Consider the following 21,781-nt stretch of genomic DNA (forward strand, 5'->3'; position numbering starts at 1 on the left):
TGGAGCCGGAGATTTTTAATATTAAGTTCTGTATTGTGCTTCGCACTCTTTTTATAGGTGCGCATCTGCCTTTTCGAACGTATGTGAGAAAAATATGCACATTAGAAATGGCAGCTATGTACATATGAGAACATTTTATGCAGGCGAATATGATTTGTTTTTTATTCTTTTTTTATACCCAACTCACTTAAATAGCCCTTTTCATATATTATCCACAGATTTTACTGCATTATAAATTCAAAAAGAATAAAAAATAACAAGCCTGTATGGAATTTATCCAACCACTGACTTGCTATTTCCAGTATCTAAATTATTCTAGTTATTTGAATTTATCTAATACTTTTCAAACTATTTTACAAATTTAACCACTCCAGCTTTTCTTTCATGAACTGCTGGCACATTAGCAGTATATCCTATAGCTGCTATTCCCCATACAATATGATTTTCTGGTATATCAAAACTATTTAACACTTTTCTTACTTCTTCCTCATCACAAATGGTCTTTAATTGATTAATCCAACACGACCCTATTTTTAGTGAATTTGCCATTAAGAATATATTTTCTAATGCACATGCACAATCTGCAAGTCCATTTGTATTATCTTTGTCATTAGACAAAATAATTAAAGTTGGAGGCGCATAAAAATTATATCCAGCATCTCTGCCTAAAGCTTCTCTAACTACTTTTGCAAGTAATTCTATTTTTTCTTTGTTTTGAACAACAGTAAATTGCCAGCTTTGCTTATTCATTCCACTTGGTGCATATATCCCTGCTTTTAGAATTAATTCTAACTCACCATCTTTTATTTGATCTTCCTTAAAAGCTCTCACGCTTCTTCTTGTTAATATGTTTTCTAAAACTTCATTCATAATAGCATCTCCTTGTAATAAATGATTTAATAAGTACATTATACCATTTTATAATTCAATTAGTTATATTATCATTATATTAAGTATTGTTTACTAATTTTTTCAAAAAAGTTAGTACTTCATTATTAATTAGAAAAATAATTATAAGATAAATGTTAAAAAGTATAAATAATAAAAAAATCGCAGGCGACTGTGGAGCCGTAGATTTTTAATATTAAGTTCCGTATTGTGCTTTGCACTCTTTTTATAGGTGCGCATCTGCCTTTTCGAACGCATGTGAGAAAAATGTGCACCTTGGAAAGAGCAGCTATGCTGCATATTTAAACCTAGTTGATTAGTCTGTTTCAAAAGTTATCCACAAATTGTCCAACAATATAATTTCCTATAGAATAAAAAAAGAGCCTATCTATAGGTTCAATTATGCTACCTTTAGCTTTTTAAGAAATACTGCATATTCCTTATCAGCTCCCATGATGTGCTCACTAATCCATTTAGATAGAAAATCTATTATTTCTAATACAACTTTCCTTTGGTTTTCATCAATATCTTCTCTTGATGCTACTTGCTTTATTTTATAAACATAAAATGCATGTTCTTCCTCTTGATTATGAATATGTTCATAATTATATTGTTTTAACATATTTTCTTCATACTCAAAGTGATACTTTGTATATTCCAAAAGCTCATCAAGGATTGTCATTATCTCATCATATCTATCATATCCATCATCTATTACTGCAATATCATAAGCTTTTTTTCCTATTTCCATTAGCTTTCTATGCTGTTTATCTATTTCCTCTATGTTTAAATTATATTCATCTTTCCATTGAAATGCTGCCATTTCTTACATCTCCTTTATTTAATAATTATTATTACTAAATAAATTATATCACTTTAAAAAATAATTGCAATATTATTCTAATTTATGAAATATATATATAGCTTAATAGAACTCACTCTTTACTAATTTTTATATAATATATTTTATTTCTTTTTCTTCAAACAATTCATCAATTTCTTTCATAAAAAATTGCTTTATATCATCTATACTCTCCTTTGGATACACATATTTTCCATATCCAAATTGTCCATATTTAAATTTTCGTTCTTCTTCTTTCATTGGAAGTTCACTTTTAGGGAAAGCTTGAAGTATAATATTCTTTGCTGTAGTAGTATAACGATGAGATATTATTTCAAAAGTTATCGGGTTCTTTAAATCCTTTGGAAGTTCCTTGCTTAATTTCAATAATAAATCATGATATTCTTCTTTCCAATTATTATAAATAAAAACAGGCGCAATTAAAAATCCTATTGGATATCCTGCTTTAGCTGCCTTTATACTAGCTTCTATTCTCAAATCTCTAGATGCTGTAGCATGCTCATATTTATCTATTATTGAAGAAGTATTTATACTAAATCTTATTTCTGTATGACCATTGTGTTCTAACTCTAATAATGAATCTATATCGTTGTATTTTGTAACAAACCTAAATCTAGCATTCTTATTTTTCCCAAAAAATATTATTGCCCTTTCTATAGAGTGAGTATATGGTTCCACTGGTATAGGATCAGAGGTTGCAGCACCTTCAAATATAGTTATATCAGGTAATCTTTCTTCAATATATTTATGAGCTTCGTTAAGAATCTCCTCTACATTAACATGAACTTTTATAAAAGGTTTATCTCCTAGCTTTGTATTTAAATAGCAATATTCACATTGTCCAATACACCCTGATATTAGTGGAAGTTGATAATGCGCTGATGGCTTACAGGATTGAAATTTTAAACTTTTTTTAGTTCCTACTACTAAAGTCTTTTTTCCTTCCCTATATTGAGAATAAAAATCTTCTCCTGGAATATGCTGTTTCAATTTGTTTGATGTTAAACTTATAATCTCTATTTGCTCTTCTTTTTTAAATTTATCGTATATATTTCTTCCTGTTTCATAATTTAATGCATCTTTTTCAAATATAATTCTTTTAGGTATAAACATAATTTCTACCAATAAAACTGCCATAAGGCTGATTTATTTCTCCTCTCCTAATTTATAGGATTATTATTTGCAAAAACTTATAATGTCTATACCATATTTTTATTGAAATTAATTAATATTATTTTTTAGTTTATAATTTTCAACTTTATCTTTAAGCTTTTGAACTTCTGGCTTTCTATCTATAGTAATTTCTGAATTATTATAAATCTTATAAATAACCGGAACCGGTATGCCCTCTTTTAATAGTTCTAGCTCTTCTTCTCTAATAACAGTTGTTACCTCTCCATAAAAGGAATTTTCATTTTCATCTAAAACATCAAATTCAAATTTAACTTCAGGTAGTTTTCTTACATAATTTCCTGTTTTGCTTACATTTTTAATAAGGCCAACACTTTTTATTCCATTTGCAATAGCTTTTCTATATCTCAACTCTCTTAAAGCAACTGTAAAAATAATAGCAATTAAAGGAACAATTAAAACTAATGCCGGAACTAATAAAGGTAATGCTGTTTCAATACCATCTTTGGACATTTGTAATAAAAAATTTTGTGAAATTGTAAAAACGCTAACCCCAATACATATTATTAGTATTCCAATTAATAAATAATTTTTATTTTGTTTCATATATATTTTCCCTCTTTATGCTTCTTAATAATGCTTAAGATAATCGAGTTTTAAAATCTTCATATCCAAATTGTCTTATTATCTCAATGCCTTTTTCTTCACTATATTTTACAATAGCAGGAAGGTTAACTCCATTAAAGGTATTATTTTTAACCATAGAATATATGGCCATATCGCAGAATATAAGCTTATCTCCTGGTCTTAATGGCTCTTTAAATGAATAATCTCCAATAATATCTCCAGCGAGACAAGTTGGTCCACCAAATCTATAAGTATATTCATATTCATTCGGCTTACCTGTTCCTATAATATTAGGTCTATATGGCATTGCAAGCACATCAGGCATGTGACATTCTGCTGAAGTATCTAGTATTGCTATATCCATTCCATTTTTAGTTGTATCTAAAACTGTTGATATTAGAAAGCCTGTGTTTAATGCAATGGCTTCACCTGGTTCTAGATATACTTGTACTCCATATTTATCTTTTATAAAATTAATAGATTTTATTAATGTATCTAAATCATAGTCTTCTCTAGTAATATGGTGTCCTCCACCAAAATTTATCCACTTCATCTTTTTAATATACTTACCAAACTTTTCATCAACAACTTTTATTGTACGTTCAAGAGTATCAGAATTTTGCTCACACATTGTATGAAAATGTAATCCATCTATTCCTTCTAGCTCATCTTCTTCAAAGTTATCTAAGGTAACTCCCATTCTTGAATTTGCAAAACATGGATTATATATATCAGTTTCTATTTCAGAGTATTCTGGATTAATACGAATACCACATTCTATTTTTTTTCCTTCAAAATTTTTAATTCTACTTCTAAATTTTTTCCATTGACTAAAAGAATTAAATATTATGTGATCAGAATATTTCATTATTTCTTCAAATTCATCATCTCTATATGCAGGTGAATAAATATGTACTTCTTTTCCCATTTCCTCATATCCAAGTCTAGCTTCATGCAAAGAACTTGAAGTAACACCTTTTAAGTACTTTCCGATTAATGGGAAAGTTGAATACATAGAATATGCCTTAGTTGCAAGTATAATATTACAGCCTGTTTTATCCTGAACATAGTTTAAAGTTTCTAAATTCTTTTTAAGAAGTCTTTCATCAACCAAATAACATGGTGAAGGTAATTTACTTATATCTATATCTCTCATTTATTTTTATCTCCTCTAATAAAATCAATTTTCAATTGTCAACGATCAATCATCTATTTTTAATAATATGTAAGATTCACCATTCCAAATTTACTAATAAGTATTGACCATTTACTATTGATCATTCATTCTCATTTTTAATAAAAATCTACTTTCTTAGAAAGTATTTAAATAAAGCAATAAAAAACAAAAAAGTGGCCGAGCCACTCTTTTATTTTTATTTAGTGCCCCTTATGGGTACCATGTAATAACTTAAAAATTAAAATAATTAAAAATGTAATTTTTTATTACTTTAACTTTAGAAAAGCCATAAGGCTTTTCCTCCTAAACTGTACACTGTAAATTGTCCACAGGGTACCCTAAAGGGCATAAACTGTAACCTGCCTACTCAACAAGTGTTGGATCAAAACTTTCTTTCCATGGCAATCCCCATTTGTTTAATTCTTCCATAAATGGATCTGGATCGAATTCTTCAACATTATATACTCCTGGTTTCTTCCATAAGCCTTTCATTACTAAGCTCGCACCAATCATTGCTGGAACTCCAGTTGTATATGAAATTGCTTGTGAACCAACTTCTTTATAACATTCTTCATGATCACATACATTGTAAACATAGTAAGTCTTATCTTTTCCATCTTTCTTACCTTGGAAAATACATCCTATGTTAGTCTTACCTTTTGTTCTTGGTCCAAGTGATGCTGGATCTGGTAAAACTGCCTTTAAAAATTGTAATGGAACTATTTGTTTCCCTTCAAATTCAATTGGTTCAATTGAAGTCATACCAACATTTTCAAGCACATTTAAATGTGTTATATATTTTTGTGAGAAAGTCATCCAGAATCTTATTCTCTTAATTCCTTTGATGTTTAAACCTAGAGATTCTAATTCTTCATGATGGAGTAAGTACATATCTTTTGGTCCTATTTCAGGGAAATCATAAACTCTCTTTATTTCAAGAGGTTCTGTTTCTATCCATTTTCCTTCTTCCCAATAGCTTCCTGGAGCAGTTATTTCACGAATATTGATTTCAGGATTAAAGTTAGTTGCAAATGGATATCCATGATCTCCAGCATTTGCATCTAATATATCTATGTAATTTATTTCATCAAAATAATGTTTTTGAGCATAAGCACTAAATACTCCTGTAACCCCTGGATCAAATCCAGTTCCAAGTAATGCAGTTATTCCTGCTTTTTCAAACTTTTCTCTATATGCCCATTGCCATTTGTATTCAAATTTAGCTGTATCAAGTGGTTCATAGTTAGCTGTATCTACATAATGAACCTTCGTTTCTAAACAAGCATCCATAATTGTTAAATCTTGATATGGAAGTGCAAGATTTATAACAACCTCTGGTTTAAATTCATTTATTAATGCTACTAATTCTGGTACATTATCAGCATCTACCTTAGCTGTTTGTATCTTAGTTTTAGTTTTACCTTCCAACGATGCTTTTATAGCATCACATTTTGATAAAGTTCTGCTTGCTATACATATTTCTTCAAACACCTCTGAATTTTGACAACATTTGTGGATAGCTACGCTAGCAACACCACCCGCACCAATAATTAAAGCTCTTCCCATTCTAATTCCTCCTGTTTCTTTAATAATTATTTATCTTCAATTGAATACACAGTTAAATTATTCTTTATCACAATTCTTTTTTAGAATAAATACCATATAATAATCATGAACAAATATCAACTGCCAATTAACATTAATCGAAAATTGATTATTGAGCATTGTTACCGCTTATTCTGTAAGTCCTCTCAACATTTCTTTAACATAATTAGGTAAAGCAAAACATCCAACATGAAGCTCAGTGTTATAGTATTTAGTTTTTATATTTAATTTATTCCATGCTTCAGCATTTAAATCCCTTATAGGATGATATTTTTTTGAAGCAAATCCAAATAACCAATGACCTGATGGATATGTTGGAATGTGTAGTTGATAAACTTTTATAATAGGGAATACTCCTACTATTTTTTCATGAGCGTCTTTCATTGCTCTTGCATCATTATCATAATATGGACTTTCATGTTGATTAACTAATATTCCATCTTCCTTCAATGCTTTAAAACAATTTCCGTAAAATTCTTTAGTAAATAATCCTTCACCAGGTCCAAAAGGATCTGTAGAGTCTACAATTATTAAATCATATTCATTTTCTTTATTACGAACGAACTTTAAGCCATCTTCATAAACTATATTAACTCTTGGATCATCTAGTTTACATGCTGTTTGTGGAAAATATTCCTTACATATATCAACAACTCTTTTGTCTATTTCAACCATATCAATTTTTTCAATTGTATCATATTTTGCAAGTTCTCTTATAGTACCACCATCTCCAGCACCTATAACCAATATCTTCTTTGCATTAAGATTTGTTGCCATTGCAACATGAACTATCATCTCATGATAAATGAATTCATCTTTTTCAGTTATCATCATTAATCCATCTAAAGTAAAAAATTTTCCAAATTCTTTAGCTTCCAGTACATCTATTCTTTGAAATTCAGTTTGCTCTGTGTGTAATTCCTTTTCAACTTTAATTGAAAATCTTACATTTTCAGTATGTTGTTCTGTATACCATAATTCCATAATTAACCCCGCTTTCCCAGTTAAGAGTTATGAGTTATGAGTTATGAGTTAAGAACTTTAATCTTCCGCAGAAAATTCGAGGTATCTAAATATTTCAACTTGATGCCTCGAAATTTTCTTTAGAATTTCAACCTTAACTTTGTTACTCGCTTACTGTTAGCTGTTAACTGAATTAATAACTATATTAATATTCTCTATTTTCGGATCTGCTGTTCCTGTTAAGAAACATCCTTTTTCTTTTGCATAGCTTATATAATCTAGAATTTCTTGAGTTATTTTTTCCCCTGGAGCAAGAATTGGAATACCAGGAGGATAACACATTACAAATTCAGCACATATTTTCCCTTGACTTTCATTCATTGGCATTGATAACTTTTCAGAATAAAAGGCTTCTTGAGGAGTAAGTATTACTTCAGGATTTATATACTCATGATCAAACATTCCTGCTTTATCCCTTGAATGCAGCCTTTTAATCTCTGATAGAGAAGATATTAATCTTTCAATTGCCAAACTTCTATCACCTACAGAGATAATGGCTAAAATATTTGCTATATCTCCAAATTCTATTTGTATACCATATTCATCTCTCAAAAGATCATATACTTCAATTCCTGCAAGTCCTATATCTCTAGTAAATATAGATAACTTAGTTACATCAAAATCATAAACTGCATCTCCATCAATTAATTCTTTTGAGAAAGCATAATAGCCATCTATCTTATTTATTTCACTTCTTGCATATTCTGCTATATCAACTACTTTATGAAAAATTTCATTTCCATGCAATACCAAATCTCTTCTTGCTAAATCCAATGAAGACATTAAGAGATATGATGCACTTGTAGTTTGAGTCAAATTTATTATTTGACGAACATATCCAACATTTAAATCACAATTTAAAAGTAAAAATGAACTTTGAGTTAAAGACCCTCCAGTTTTATGCATACTGATTGCAGCCATATCTGCACCTGCTTCAACTGCTGATACTGGCATATTTTCTCCAAAGTAAAAATGAGTTCCATGAGCTTCATCTACCAAAACATACATTCCATTTTCATGAGCAATTTTAGTAATTTCTTTTAAATTAGAACATATCCCATAATAAGTTGGATTGTTTACTAAAACTGCTTTTGCATCTGGATTTTCTTTAATAGCTCTTTTTACGTCATCAATTGACATTCCAAGTGGAATTCCAAGCTTTTTATTTGTACCCGGATTTATATAAACCGGAATGGCGCCACTAATTATTAATGCATTAATAGCACTTCTATGGACATTTCTCGGCATTATTATTTTTTCACCTTTTTTACAGACACTCATGACCATAGCTTGAACTGCCGAACTTGTTCCATTTATCATAAAAAATGCATGCTTTGCACCAAACGCATCAGCTGCAAGTTCTTCTGCTTCCTTTATGACTGATACCGGGTGACAAAGATTATCAAGTGGTTTCATAGAATTTACATCAACAGAGAGACATTGTTCGCCTAAAAATTCCCTAAGCATAGCATTACCTCTGCCTTGCTTATGTCCTGGCACGTCAAATGGAACCACCCTAGCCTTCCTATATGCTTCTAAAGCTTCATAAATTGGAGCTTTTGAGTGATATTCTTTATTTTTCATCTTATCTGTTCCTCCGTTAATATATATTTACTCCACTAAAAATCTCAATCATTTCTTTTCTTAAATTATTTTCGATTTCAAGCCTTTGCTTTGGCTTAATTTCATAAACATCTCTATTGAAAAGATAATTTTGAAGATGCATTTCTTTAATTAACATTTTAGTATGAAATATATTTGATTGATACACATTTATATCCATTGCATCATATTTTTCTAAAGTTTCTATATCGATATAATCTTGTATCGATGTTATTTTGTGATCTATAAATAATTTTTTGCCATCAACATCTCGAGTAAACCCTCTGACACGATAATCTATAGTTATTATGTCTGAATCAAAACTTCCGATAAGATAATTTAATGTATTTAATGGAGATACCTCTCCACAAGTGGCTACATCAATATCCACTCTAAAAGTAGCAATTGAATTATCTGGATGATATTCTGGATAAGTATGAACTGTTACATGACTTTTATCTAAGTGTCCTACTACAGTCTCCCTAGATTTCAAAACTTCGATTTCACCTTTGTTGCAAGAGTCATCTATTTTTTGTACTCCTATATTTTTTTCTGATATTAATATAGTTACACTTGCTCCTTGAGGATCATAATCCTGCTTAGAAATATTAAGTACATGTGCTCCAATACTTTCCGTTACATCACACAGAATCCTTGTAAGTCTTTCCGAATTGTATTGCTCATCTATATAAGCAATATAGTCCTTTTGCTCGCGCTCACTTTTTGCATAGCATACATCATAGATGTTAAAGCTAAGTGTTTTGGTGAGGTTGTTAAAGCCGTATAACTTCAGCTTGTTGTCCAACCCTAACATCACAACCTTTCTGGCTTAAATTAATTTCTAGTCGCATAGGATTTGTTTCAAAATCCATATATTATATATCGATAAGTTTTCATCTAATTCTTATTATTTTAAATAATAAGTTTTTGTACCTAGCAAATACTAAATTTAAAGTCAATATTGAAACATTTTATCATACAACATTGACATTTTACTATATTATGTTTAAAAATGCTACTGTTTATGACAATATTTCTTGAATATCCACTATAAATTTATTTAAAGTCACTTATGCTCTGTTTTCTTTAATATTCCTTATCATTTCATATACATATAAGCGCAAATTCAACTAACTATTTTTTTTCATAGCTCTCTCTTTCACATATTGATTATATTCTTCTATTGAATAAACTTCTGGTTCTCTTACTTCTTCTAAGAAATGTGAAGCTTCAGCATCAGCATTGCTAAAGGCCAAAACTGATTTATACATTTCTATGGCTTTATTATAATCTCTATACTCATCCTTTGGTACATAAGCTCCCATATGCCATCTTATCATCAAACATTCTTCTAATGTAAGTTTAACAAATTGTTGAAGTAAAATTACACTTTTTTCCCCGTGCCCTAATGGAATTTTATCATCAAATTCATAAGAGGCATATCCTATCCACTTTCCAGTCATTTCATCTTTTTTTAATCTCATGGTTTTATCATACAAGTTGCACTTGCATAAATCATGCAAGTACCCAGTTAAATACATTGTATCATTACTTAATCCTAGCTTATATTGTTTATTCTTTTGAATTAATAGTTCAACAACATTGTCAGAATGAAATGCTAAACCTCCATCAAAGTTTGAATGAAACTTTGTTGATGCAGGTGCTGTAAAATAATCAGTCCTTTCAGTAAGATAATTAATTAATTCATCTATTCCATCTCTATTAATAGAGCTTAATCTTTCTAATATTTTATCCTTTAGTTCTTGCATCTCCTGTGCTGCCTTAGCTTTTGTCATTTCTTTCAAGTCGCGTAAATCACTCATTGATACATCTCCTTACATTGATTAAGTTCTTAATATTATAACTTTTAGTATTTCAGAATAAGTTTATTATATTTATTCTTCTTTTACTATTCTATCACTTTTGAAAAAAAACTTATATCATTCTATTAAATGATATAAGTTTTTAAATTAAACATATTATAATTCAAATCTATATTTTATAAAAGAAAAAAATACCTAAAGTATAAAATTATATTTTTAATCACATAATATTATTGCAAAATGCTAGGAGGTGAAAATTATGAGTCCAAAAGAATTATCGTATATTGAAGATGCACTAAATCATGAAAGACATATGAAAACAAAATGTTCAGATTATGCCAATAAAATACAAGATTCAGAACTTAAATCTTATGTAACTCAATTATCTAATGCTCATCAACAAAGATTTAATGAATTTTTAAATTTATTATAATTAAGGAGAATCAAATTATGAATGATAAAGAATTATTTGAAGACCTTTTACTTACAGTAAAAGGTGGATCTGATTTATATTTACATGGAACAATAGAATCATCTACTCAAAACGTTCATGGTACATTTGATAAAGCATTAAATGATTCCTTAAAAATGCAGAATGAAATTTACACTAAAATGTCTCAAAAGGGTTGGTATCCATCAGAAAAAGCTGATCAAAACAAAATAAATCAAGCTAGACAAAAATTTTCATCACAACAATAAAACTTATTTATATTCAAATATAGTTTTTACTAATAAAAAATGCAGATTTTAATTTTAACATTTAAGTTAAATAAAATCTGCATTTTTTAGATAAAACAAAACTATTAAATTACTTATTGTTATAAAATCCAAATCATTTATTATCAAGTATTTTTTCCTCTAATACTTTTTTATATTTTTTATGTAATTTCTTTATAGTTTTATCTTCATTAAACCTATTATATGGCCATATCCTTGTCTCTACTTTGCATCTGATCCATTCTGCTTTTAGATATATTTGTACCAATACATCTATCTCACTATTTAAACAATCAATCTCATTTTCATATTTATTAATCAAATAATCACTTTCTTTTATTATTTGACTGATTAGTACTGGATTAGCTAAATATAATAATTTCACTTGCTTTTTTAATTCAAACAAACTCATATTATTTAAATTCTCAGTATTAATTCCTAAATTTAAAAACTGCTCTAATACCCGTTTTTCACTTATGGAATCGATTATTTCATCGAATTTAATTAAAAGTTCTTCCTCATTCTTAATAAATTTAATCGTATTTTTACAATAATATATAAGCAAATAGCTATTTAATGCAACCTTCAATTCTTCTACTTTAGAAATTAATATAATATCATGCTTTCCAGTAAAGTTAAGATGCATTTTTATTAATGATACTATTTTTTCAAGCTCTCTTCTATAGGCTATTTTATTAAATCCATCTTTAGTTATTATATACAAATTAGTTATATTACTTAATTCTTTTAAAGAAGCTATATAAGCTCTAAAGGTATTAATCCATATCACTCTAAATTTTGTTATATTGTTTATATATAGGGTTTTCTTATTTTGGCATAAATTCAATACTCCTGTTATAAAAGTAATCATAATTCCTGTAAATGTAATTATATCAATTATTTCCAATTCAATTTCTCCAACTCTCATAAATCACTCCATAATTTTATTCTAATCAAGAATTTTGCTTCTTAAAAAAATAAAATGTTTTAACATAGTTGAATTTATTTTATACATATTTTTATCTTTTATTCCCTAAAATTTAACCATAAAACTTTATTTTATTAAGATTATTATATAATTTTCTATAAATCATATTTTTTTCTAAATTAATATGTACTTTTATATAATTTTGAATTATTATAAATAAATATACACAAATACCAATCAACTTAATATGTTTTAATCTATATTTTTCACAAATTAATAATAGAAATTTATTGAAATTTATACTATTTTATATAAATTTAGGAGGTAAAAATGAAATTCACAAAAAATAAAAATCAAAATCCTGTTAATAAAAAAATCAAATTGAGTAATTTCTCATTTAAACAAAAATTTATCAATTTAAAGAAAAAAAATAAAAATTCAACGAAGTCTTCTTATAGTCACTTAAATGATAATTTTAAATTAAATAGAAACTCAATCAGCTTCAAAGTGCTTTTAAAAGTCGTTCCCATTGTAATTATTACATTAATAATAGTGTCAGTCTTCACTTACACTTCAGCACAAAAGGCATTATACTCTAACAGTTTGGAATTATTAAATCAATTAAGTAGCATTACAGCACAAGATATCAGTGATGTAATGACAGAAAAGATAAAATCTATTGACAGTTTAGCTCATAATCCAATAATCACAAATCCAGAAGCACCAATGCAGGATAAACTTAACATATTATTAGAAGAAAAGAAATTTCAGCAATATAATAATATGGGTATAGCAACTCCTGATGGAAAGCTAACTCTTTTGGATGGAAGTACTGTAAATATTAAGTCTTACGATTACTTTTCCATAGCACTTTCTGGACATTCTTATGTTTCAGAACCTTTTCAAAGTAATTTTAGCAAAGATTTTGTAATTGCAATATCTGCTCCAATTAAAGATATGAATAAGACGTTAGGAGTTTTAGTTGCTTTTAAATCAGGAGATGAAATATCAAATATAAGTAAAAAAATATCTTTTCTAAGTACTGGTAAAGCATATGTAGTAAATTCCAACAGTAAAATAATTGGACATTCTAATGAAGACTATGTAAAAAATGCAACTAATCTTGGTGAAATTTTAACTAATACTGACAAATCAGCTCCTTACGATTTATTAAGCAAAATTTCTCAAGCTCAAAGTGGTTCGACAGAAATTATTTCTGATAATAAATTACAAACTTTATCATATTCACTAGTTCCAAGTACTGGGTGGTCAGTAATTGTTACAGTTGAAAATGATGACTTACTAAAATCTGTAGCAAACTTAAAATTTACAAATATTATCACTGGTATTGCTAGTCTTATATTAATATCTTTAATACTAATTTTTGCAATTTCAAAAATTTCTAAACAGATATTATATGTTGTTAGCTTAATGAAAACTTACGCTCAAGGTGATTTTTCTGTTGAGATACATGAAAAGACCTTGAAAGATCCAACTGAAACAGGAATTATGTGTAATTCTCTTATGAGTATAAAGAACTCCCTTAATACTAGTATTGATATGATAAAAAGTAATTCTTCTAATCTTAATGAACAATCAACTGGTTTGTCCTCTATTTCTGAAGAATTATCTTCACTTATAGATACTATTGTTAGAGCAATTAGCGATATTTCTGAAGGAACATCAAATCAAACTGATAATCTAATTAGCAGTACAAATAATTTAAATGAATTTGGTGAAAAAATTTCAACTCTTACTGATAAAGTTAATGATGTAACAATGACTTCATCTGAAATTGGTACTAAAGCTAAAAAAGGAAACGCTGAAATCCAAGTATTAGTTACTTCAATAGAATTATTAAACAATAACTTTAATGACTTCAATAAATCTTTGGCTGTTATGGCAAATGATATTAAAGAAGTTAATGAGATGACTTCCTTAATTAATAGTATATCAGAGCAAACTAATTTACTTGCTTTAAATGCTGCAATTGAAGCTGCAAGAGCTGGTGAAGCTGGAAGAGGCTTTACAGTTGTTGCTGATGAAATAAGAAAACTTGCAGAAATGAGTAAAAACTCTGCTCAAACCATTTATTCCATTGTATCAAAGGTTCTAAATAATACTGATAATATATCTAAAAATACTAATAATATTACAAAGGATGTCCAAAATCAAACGAATGTTATTAAAAATACAATAACGGCATTTAATGAAATTTCAACATCTGTAGAAGAAATGGTACCTCAAATGTATTCAATTGCTAAAGACTTTGTTGATTTGAATTCAGAAAAAGATGCTCTTGTGACTAATATCACTAACATTTCTGCAGTAGCACAGCAGATTTCTGCTACTACTCAAGAGATATATTCTTCTTCTGAAGAATTAAGCTCAGCTAGCTCTGAAGTTGCTAATTCTGCACAAAAGGTTAGTACTTTATCAAATGAATTGAATGAAAGCTTTGATCAATTTAAATTTTAAAACAGTATCGTTTTATACATCTTTGCAATAAACTGTAGTAAAGCAATTTATAGATAAGGTGGTAAAATGAATCCATTAATAAATTTAATACTTTCATCTCTTTTTAATGGTATGGGCAATGGTATGATGAATAACCCTATGATGCCTAACCAAAATGGAAATATGCAAAACCAAATGAGTGGCATGAATCCAAATATGATGACTGGTAACCCTTTATTAAACCTTCTTATGGGGAGTATGTTTGGTGGTATGAATCAAATGAATGGAAATCCATTAATGAGTATGCTAATGGGTAATCCGCAAAATGGTAATAATATGCCATTTGGAAATTCTACCAACACCAACAATAATCCTCAATTCAACAATATGAATTCAAATAACCCTAATATGAATAACATTGCTCCTCTTTTAAGCATGTTAATGGGTAATCAAAATCGAATGGGTATGCCTAATATGATGAATAATACCCAAAATAGAAATTCTTATCCAAAAAAATAGTAGGATAAATAATAGGTAGTTTAAGTGACTACCTATTAATTTTTTTTGCAAAATATAGATATCCAATGCGAGAATTAGAAAACCCTTTCTATGCTTAATTCATTCTTCATCATAAGATTATGTATAAATTTAAAACTAATTTACATTAAATAAAGTTAATTAAACACTTTTCTTTATAATTTTCTGCTAATTATTATTTAAAATACCTTATACAAAAAATTTTCTTAAAATTATTAATTCCCCCTTTACTTTTATATAGTAAGCGGTTACTATATAAATAAGAAGGAGGAATTGATTATGGAAAATATTAATGTACTAAAAAATGATTTTACTGAATTATTTAAAAAGGACTCTAAAAATGTTTACTTCTCACCTGGAAGAGTTAACTTAATTGGTGAGCACACTGATTATAATGGAGGTAACGTTTTTCCTTGTGCCCTTACTATTGGAACATATGCTTTAGTAACTAAAAGATCAGATAAAAAAGTATTAGTTAGTTCTTTAAATTTTAAAGAATTAGGAATAATTGAATTTAATTTAGAAAATATGGTTTATGATAAAGCTCATGATTGGGCAAATTATCCTAAGGGTGTAATTAAAACTTTTGAAAATCATGGCTTTAATATTACTAACGGCTTTGAAATACTTTTCTATGGAAATATTCCAAATGGTTCTGGATTATCTTCTTCTGCTTCAATAGAAGTTTTAATGGGTGTAATATTAAATGAAACATTTAATTTAAATATTGATATGGTAGACATAGTTAAAATGTGCCAAGAAGCTGAAAATAAATTTATAGGTGTAAATTGTGGAATAATGGATCAGTTTGCCATTGGTATGGGGAAAGATAACTGTGCTATTCTTTTAGATTGTAACACTCTAAATTATTCTTACAGTAATATAGATATGGAAGGCTATAAAATAGTAATTGCTAATACAAATAAAAAACGTGGCTTAGCTGATTCTAAATATAATGAAAGAAGAAGCGAATGCGAAGATGCTTTAGCAAAAATTCAAAAGGTAAAAAATATTAAAGCTCTTGGAGAACTTACTGAAGAAGAATTTGAAGAAGTAAAAGATTGTATTGGCGATCCAATAAAAATCAAAAGAGCAAAACATGCAGTATATGAAAACAGAAGAACTTTAAAAGCAGTAAAAGCTTTAGAAGAAAATGATCTTGCTTTATTTGGAAAGTTTATGAATGCTTCTCATGTTTCTTTAAGAGATGATTATGAGGTTACTGGAATAGAATTAGACACTTTAGTAGCTTTAGCTTGGGAAACTGAAGGTGTTATTGGTGCTCGTATGACAGGTGCTGGTTTTGGTGGATGTACTGTTAACATTGTTAAAGAAGATTGCATTGATGCTTTCATTGAAAAAGTAAAAAAAGCATACACTGATAAAATAGGTTACGAACCTGATTTTTATGTAGTAAATATTTCTGGTGGTGCTAGAAAACTTAGTTAAATCTATTTTTATAAGATAAAGGGAGATGTTAATATGTCAATTTTAGTTTGTGGTGGTGCTGGATATATCGGATCACATACAGTACATGAACTTGTAAAACAAAATAAGGATGTAGTAATTGTTGATAACCTTCAATCAGGTCATATAAAGGCTGTGAATCCAAACGCTAAATTTTATAAAGGCGATATAAGAGATGCAGAATTTTTAGATAAAGTTTTTTCTGAAAACAATATTGAAGCTGTAATACATTTTGCTGCTAACTCTTTAGTTGGCGAAAGTATGACAAAACCACTTCTATACTTCAACAATAATGTTTATGGAATGCAAGTTTTACTTGAAAGTATGGTAAAACACAACATAAAACATATTGTATTCTCTTCTACTGCTGCAGTATATGGAGAACCAAAAAGAATTCCAATACTTGAAGATGATGAAACAAATCCAACAAATCCTTATGGAGAAACAAAATTAACAATGGAAAAAATGATGAAATGGGTTGGGCAAGCTAACGGAATAACTTATGTTTCCTTAAGATACTTCAATGCAGCTGGTGCTATTGAAGATGGAAGTATTGGTGAAGATCATTCTCCTGAAAGTCACTTAATACCATTAATTCTTCAAGTTCCATTAAAGAAAAGAGAAGCTATAACTGTTTTTGGTGAAGATTATGATACTCCTGATGGCACTTGTATTAGAGATTATATACATGTACTTGATTTAGCAGATGCACATATAAAAGCTGTTGAGTATTTAATTAAAGGAAATGAAAGTAATATTTTCAACTTAGGTAATGGAGTTGGATTTAGCGTAAAAGAAATGATTGATTCAGCAAAAGAAGCTACTAATGAAGATATAAAAGTAGTAATAGGTGATCGCCGTGCTGGTGACCCTGCAAGATTAATTGCTTCAAATGAAAAAGCAAGAAACGTCTTAGGGTGGAAACCTAAATTTACAGATGTAAAAGATGTTATAGGTACTGCTTGGGTATGGCATAAAGCTCATCCAAATGGCTTTGAGGATAGATAATATAATATCATAGTTTTATAAAAAATTGTAAGTGATTAGGTAAGGAAAAGATTAAAGTTTTCCTTAACTCTTCACTTATCCTTTTAAATAAACCGCTCTACCTTACCTCATTTTATCTATTTAGTCCTAAGAACTGTTTACAAATCAAGTTTTCTTTCATACTAATAATTTATACTAATTATACTTTTAATTTATATACTATTGTTAAAATCAAGGAGGTCATTATGATAAACATAAATCTTGAAATAAATAGATTAATTAACTTTGCTTTAAATAAAAAATTAATAACTAATAATGATATGATTTATTCAACAAATATGATACTAGGTACCTTAAATTTAAATGAATTTGAAGTTTCTAATGTGGATGAGACTCTTGAAACTCCAACTCCTATTTTAGAAAACATTTTAGATTATGCATGTGGAAACAATTTAATAGAAAACACTACTACTGAAAGAGATTTATTTGATACCCAAATAATGAATTGTCTAATGCCAAGACCTTCAGAAGTTATAAATAAATTTAACGAATTATATAATTCTTCCCCAGAAAAAGCCACTGAATATTATTATGATTTGAGTATTGCATCGAATTATATAAGGAAAGATAGAATAGATAAAAATATTGTTTGGAAAGCACCTACTGAATATGGTGATTTAGATATAACTATAAATTTATCTAAACCTGAAAAGGATCCCAGAGATATAGCAAAGGCTAAACTAGTAAAATCAAGCTCTTATCCAAAATGTTTATTATGTAAAGAAAATGAAGGATTTTTTGGGCATATGAATCACCCAGCAAGGCAAACACATAGAATTATACCTTTAGCTTTTGATGAAGGACAAAAGTATTTCTTACAATATTCTCCTTATACTTACTATAATGAGCATTGTATTATTTTCAATGCTGAACATATACCAATGAAAATCAATAAAGCAACTTTTAAGAATCTATTAAATTTTACAGATATACTTCCTCATTATTTTGCAGGATCTAATGCAGACTTACCAATAGTTGGTGGATCAATATTATCACATGACCACTACCAAGGTGGACATTACACCTTTGCAATGGAAAAAGCTCCTGTAGAAAAGATTTATTCTATGTCAGGTTATGGTGAAGTTGAAATTGGCAGAGTTAAATGGCCAATGTCTGTTGTTAGACTTACAAGTGATAATAATGAAAAACTATTAGATTTAGCTGATCATATATTAACTTCTTGGAGAAATTATTCTGATGAATCTGTAGAAATACTAAGTCATACAGGTGATGAACCACATAATACAATAACTCCTATTTCGAGAAAAAGAAATGGGAAATATGAACTTGACTTAGTTCTTAGAAATAATAGAACGAGTGCAGAACACCCACTTGGAATCTTCCATCCTCATGATGAAGTACATCATATAAAGAAAGAAAATATTGGACTTATTGAGGTTATGGGACTTGCAGTTCTTCCTGCTAGATTAAAAGAAGAATTAAATATATTAAAAGAGAGTTTAATTAATAAAACATCAGACATATCAGATAATGAAACAGTAGCAAAACATTCAGAATGGTATAAATACATTTTAGGAAAATACAGCAATATATCTGCTGAGAATGCTGAAGACATTTTAAAATCAGAAGTTGGTCTTAAATTTTCAGAAGTATTAGACCATGCTGGTGTATTTAAAAGAAATGAACAAGGTCTTGCTGCTTTCGATAAATTTATAAATACATTATAAGGTGGAATAGTTATGAAATTAACCATAGTAGATGTGGCTAAAAAAGCAAATGTATCTGTTGCAACAGTTTCAAGGGTAATGAATGGAAATTATCCTGTGAAAGAGGAAACAAAAAGAAGAGTATTAGAAGTAATAGAAGAGCTTAATTATATTCCTAATATGCAAGCACGTGAACTTACACAGCAAAAGTCAGCTACTATTGGTGTTGTGGTTCCAAGTATTAATAATATGTTTTTCCCAGAAGTTATAAACGGAATTGAAAATAGTTTAAAAGTTCAATCCCTATCTTTAGTTTTAGCATGCAGTAATAATGACATGGATGAAGAGAAGCTATGTATAAATAACTTATTATCTAGAAATGTATCTGGTATAATTGTAATCGACCCTAATACAGGTAATATTAAATCAAAGTTTTACAATTCTATCTCAAAGTTGACTCCTCTTGTATTTGTAAATGGTTATTCCACTTCAGCAAGTATTTCTTCAGTAGTTAATGATGAAGCTATGGGTGCAAATATGGCAATAGATTATCTTTTAGAAAATAATCACAAAGATATATTATTAGTACGGGGTAAAGATAGTTATTCTTATGATATAAAAGAAAAAGTATATATTGAAAAAATGGAAAAAATAAATGCTTTTAATTCAAAAAATATTATTAACATCGGTAATGGAAATAGCAGTGAAACTGTTGACAATACAATAAATAAATTTATTGAAATACTAAAGACAACTTCAGCAACTGCTGTATTAGCTTGTAATGACCTTATGGCAGTAGGTGTTCTTAATGCCTGTAAGAAATTAAATATAGATGTTCCAGGAAAATTATCTATTATAGGCTTTGATAATATTGATTTAAGTAAGTTTGTTGAGCCAAAATTAACTACTATAGATCAAAATATGTTTCTTCTAGGAACAAATGCTGCAACTTTATTATTAGAGAAAATAGAATATGATAATTCTTGCAGCAAAAGAATAATTCTTATGAATTCACTAATTGAACGTGATACTGTAAGTTCAATCTAATTAATTTCACTTATGATACCGTAGAACAGAAGTGGCTACGCCACGTTTAATTAATATTGAATAATGAATAATTAAGGATGATATTCCTTCGGAATATCATCCTTAATCTTAATAAGTTTCAAGTTGTAGGAAAGTTCATAATTGCAGCATAGCTGCTCTTTTTATTTAAGTTCCGTTGTTGCAGCATAGCTGCTCTTTTTATAGGTGTATCTTTTTTATTCCCTTACATACTCAGATATTTTAGATACACTTTCTTCTAATTTCTTATCTACCTTACCAGCCTCTTCAATATGACCCATGATTTGATTATTTGTTGTTACAATCGTTGAATCTACTTCTTTTATTGTGCTAATAGTTTTAGCCACATAATCTTTTTGAGAATCTATTGTACTTATTAATTTACCAGCTTCTTCTTCAACAATATTGAATGAATTTAAAGCTTCTTCTATTTTTTCTAGTGCTCCTTTAGAGGATTTTACCCCTTCTGAAACTACAAATGTACTTTTTTCAACATTGCTTAAAACATTTCTAGTTTGTGAATCTATACTACTAATTAGCTTAGATATATTACTACTACTTTCACCCGTCATTTCAGCTAATTTTCTTACTTCATCTGCAACAACCGAAAATCCTCTTCCTTGTTCTCCTGCTCTAGCAGCTTCTATTGCAGCATTAAGTGCAAGAAGATTGGTTTGAGATGCTATTCCACTAATCAATTGAGCTATTTCTCCAATCTCTTTTAACTTCTCCCCTAAGGTAGTAATACTCTTATATGTATCTTTTGTTTCTAAATCTAGGTTTTCAATTACTTTAATCATTCCTTCAACAGATTCTTTTCCTTCAATTGATTTTTCTAATGTACTTTTTGTTATTATTAACAAATTTCCACCTTGATTTGATAGTTTATCTGTTGATTCACTAGTTTGCTCAGTAAAATTTAATACTTTGTGCATTTGTTTATCAATTTGTTCTGCTAATTCTGAAAGAATATCATGCTCGCTATTAACTTTATTATGTTGTTGTATTATATCTTCAATATGTACACTAATCCTCTTTAAAAATTCTATAGTATCATTATTTTTAGTTTGAACTTGTACTTTATTTTCATTTATACCTGTATTTTGAACAGATTCATTACTGTTTGCCTTCTTAAAAAAACTCATTCTTTTGTATCCT

20 protein-coding genes are annotated in these 21,781 nt (G+C 28.4%); 8 read left to right on the forward strand and 12 right to left on the reverse strand.

All coding sequences use genetic code 11. From position 1 onward, the window contains the following. Nucleotides 1-348: 348 nt before the first annotated feature. The 10 genes from CSPA_RS22525 to CSPA_RS22570 form a co-directional block, all read right to left on the reverse strand. Nucleotides 349-870, reverse strand: coding sequence for a nitroreductase family protein (locus CSPA_RS22525; RefSeq protein WP_015394703.1), 522 nt, complete (start codon nucleotides 868-870; stop codon nucleotides 349-351). Nucleotides 871-1,288: 418 nt separating this feature from the next. Further along, nucleotides 1,289-1,711 (reverse strand): bacteriohemerythrin, encoded by a 423-nt coding sequence (locus CSPA_RS22530; protein ID WP_015394704.1) that lies wholly within the window; start codon nucleotides 1,709-1,711, stop codon nucleotides 1,289-1,291. Between the two features lie 129 nt (nucleotides 1,712-1,840). Then, on the reverse strand, nucleotides 1,841-2,863 hold the full coding sequence (gene splB / locus CSPA_RS22535; RefSeq protein ID WP_026106337.1) for a spore photoproduct lyase: 1,023 nt from the start codon (nucleotides 2,861-2,863) through the stop codon (nucleotides 1,841-1,843). Nucleotides 2,864-2,971: 108 nt separating this feature from the next. Further along, nucleotides 2,972-3,487, reverse strand: coding sequence for a hypothetical protein (locus CSPA_RS22540; RefSeq protein WP_015394706.1), 516 nt, complete (start codon nucleotides 3,485-3,487; stop codon nucleotides 2,972-2,974). A gap of 34 nt (nucleotides 3,488-3,521) precedes the next feature. After that, nucleotides 3,522-4,664: a carboxynorspermidine decarboxylase gene (gene nspC, locus CSPA_RS22545; RefSeq protein ID WP_015394707.1), complete on the reverse strand. Its 1,143-nt coding sequence runs from the start codon at nucleotides 4,662-4,664 to the stop codon at nucleotides 3,522-3,524. Nucleotides 4,665-5,048: 384 nt separating this feature from the next. Continuing rightward, nucleotides 5,049-6,251: a saccharopine dehydrogenase family protein gene (locus CSPA_RS22550; RefSeq protein WP_015394708.1), complete on the reverse strand. Its 1,203-nt coding sequence runs from the start codon at nucleotides 6,249-6,251 to the stop codon at nucleotides 5,049-5,051. A 168-nt stretch (nucleotides 6,252-6,419) separates the two neighbouring features. Next, nucleotides 6,420-7,274 (reverse strand): polyamine aminopropyltransferase, encoded by an 855-nt coding sequence (gene speE / locus CSPA_RS22555; protein WP_015394709.1) that lies wholly within the window; start codon nucleotides 7,272-7,274, stop codon nucleotides 6,420-6,422. A gap of 156 nt (nucleotides 7,275-7,430) precedes the next feature. After that, complete coding sequence (locus tag CSPA_RS22560) at nucleotides 7,431-8,897, reverse strand: aminotransferase class I/II-fold pyridoxal phosphate-dependent enzyme (RefSeq protein WP_015394710.1); 1,467 nt, start codon at nucleotides 8,895-8,897, stop codon at nucleotides 7,431-7,433. 16 nt (nucleotides 8,898-8,913) lie between these two features. Next, complete coding sequence (gene speD / locus CSPA_RS22565; RefSeq protein ID WP_173682137.1) at nucleotides 8,914-9,732, reverse strand: adenosylmethionine decarboxylase; 819 nt, start codon at nucleotides 9,730-9,732, stop codon at nucleotides 8,914-8,916. A gap of 313 nt (nucleotides 9,733-10,045) precedes the next feature. After that, a complete protein-coding gene (locus tag CSPA_RS22570; RefSeq protein WP_015394712.1) occupies nucleotides 10,046-10,738 on the reverse strand; it encodes a hypothetical protein in 693 nt (230 codons plus the stop codon). Nucleotides 10,739-10,997: 259 nt separating this feature from the next. Between CSPA_RS22570 and CSPA_RS30345 the strand changes: the two genes are divergently transcribed. Together CSPA_RS30345 and CSPA_RS22575 are read left to right on the forward strand one after the other, a co-directional pair. Next, nucleotides 10,998-11,171 carry a hypothetical protein gene (locus tag CSPA_RS30345; protein WP_015394713.1) on the forward strand — a complete coding sequence of 58 codons (174 nt, stop codon included), beginning with the start codon at nucleotides 10,998-11,000 and terminating at the stop codon, nucleotides 11,169-11,171. Between the two features lie 17 nt (nucleotides 11,172-11,188). Next, the gene (locus CSPA_RS22575; protein WP_015394714.1) at nucleotides 11,189-11,437 is read left to right on the forward strand and encodes a spore coat protein; all 249 of its coding nucleotides are present in this window, start codon (nucleotides 11,189-11,191) and stop codon (nucleotides 11,435-11,437) included. A gap of 133 nt (nucleotides 11,438-11,570) precedes the next feature. Here the strand turns inward: CSPA_RS22575 and CSPA_RS22580 are convergent, their stop codons facing one another. Then, complete coding sequence (locus tag CSPA_RS22580; RefSeq protein WP_015394715.1) at nucleotides 11,571-12,383, reverse strand: hypothetical protein; 813 nt, start codon at nucleotides 12,381-12,383, stop codon at nucleotides 11,571-11,573. A gap of 330 nt (nucleotides 12,384-12,713) precedes the next feature. Here CSPA_RS22580 and CSPA_RS22585 point away from each other — a divergent pair, with 330 nt between their 5' ends. From CSPA_RS22585 to CSPA_RS22610, 6 genes are all read left to right on the forward strand, one after another. After that, complete coding sequence (locus CSPA_RS22585; protein WP_015394716.1) at nucleotides 12,714-14,861, forward strand: methyl-accepting chemotaxis protein; 2,148 nt, start codon at nucleotides 12,714-12,716, stop codon at nucleotides 14,859-14,861. 66 nt (nucleotides 14,862-14,927) lie between these two features. Then, nucleotides 14,928-15,359, forward strand: a complete 432-nt coding sequence (locus tag CSPA_RS22590) for a hypothetical protein (protein WP_015394717.1) — start codon at nucleotides 14,928-14,930, stop codon at nucleotides 15,357-15,359. A gap of 297 nt (nucleotides 15,360-15,656) precedes the next feature. Further along, nucleotides 15,657-16,826 carry a galactokinase gene (locus CSPA_RS22595; RefSeq protein ID WP_015394718.1) on the forward strand — a complete coding sequence of 390 codons (1,170 nt, stop codon included), beginning with the start codon at nucleotides 15,657-15,659 and terminating at the stop codon, nucleotides 16,824-16,826. A 33-nt stretch (nucleotides 16,827-16,859) separates the two neighbouring features. Next, entirely contained in the window at nucleotides 16,860-17,852 is a 993-nt protein-coding gene (gene galE, locus CSPA_RS22600) for a UDP-glucose 4-epimerase GalE (protein WP_015394719.1), read from the forward strand. Between the two features lie 224 nt (nucleotides 17,853-18,076). Then, nucleotides 18,077-19,579: a UDP-glucose--hexose-1-phosphate uridylyltransferase gene (galT, locus tag CSPA_RS22605; protein ID WP_015394720.1), complete on the forward strand. Its 1,503-nt coding sequence runs from the start codon at nucleotides 18,077-18,079 to the stop codon at nucleotides 19,577-19,579. Between the two features lie 12 nt (nucleotides 19,580-19,591). After that, nucleotides 19,592-20,605, forward strand: coding sequence for a LacI family DNA-binding transcriptional regulator (locus CSPA_RS22610; RefSeq protein ID WP_015394721.1), 1,014 nt, complete (start codon nucleotides 19,592-19,594; stop codon nucleotides 20,603-20,605). A 215-nt stretch (nucleotides 20,606-20,820) separates the two neighbouring features. Here CSPA_RS22610 and CSPA_RS22615 read toward each other — a convergent pair whose 3' ends face one another. Continuing rightward, the gene (locus CSPA_RS22615) at nucleotides 20,821-21,768 is read right to left on the reverse strand and encodes a methyl-accepting chemotaxis protein (RefSeq protein WP_015394722.1); all 948 of its coding nucleotides are present in this window, start codon (nucleotides 21,766-21,768) and stop codon (nucleotides 20,821-20,823) included. Nucleotides 21,769-21,781: the final 13 nt, after the last annotated feature.

It is taken from the genome of Clostridium saccharoperbutylacetonicum N1-4(HMT), assembly GCF_000340885.1.
Classification (GTDB): Bacteria; Bacillota; Clostridia; order Clostridiales; family Clostridiaceae; genus Clostridium; species Clostridium saccharoperbutylacetonicum.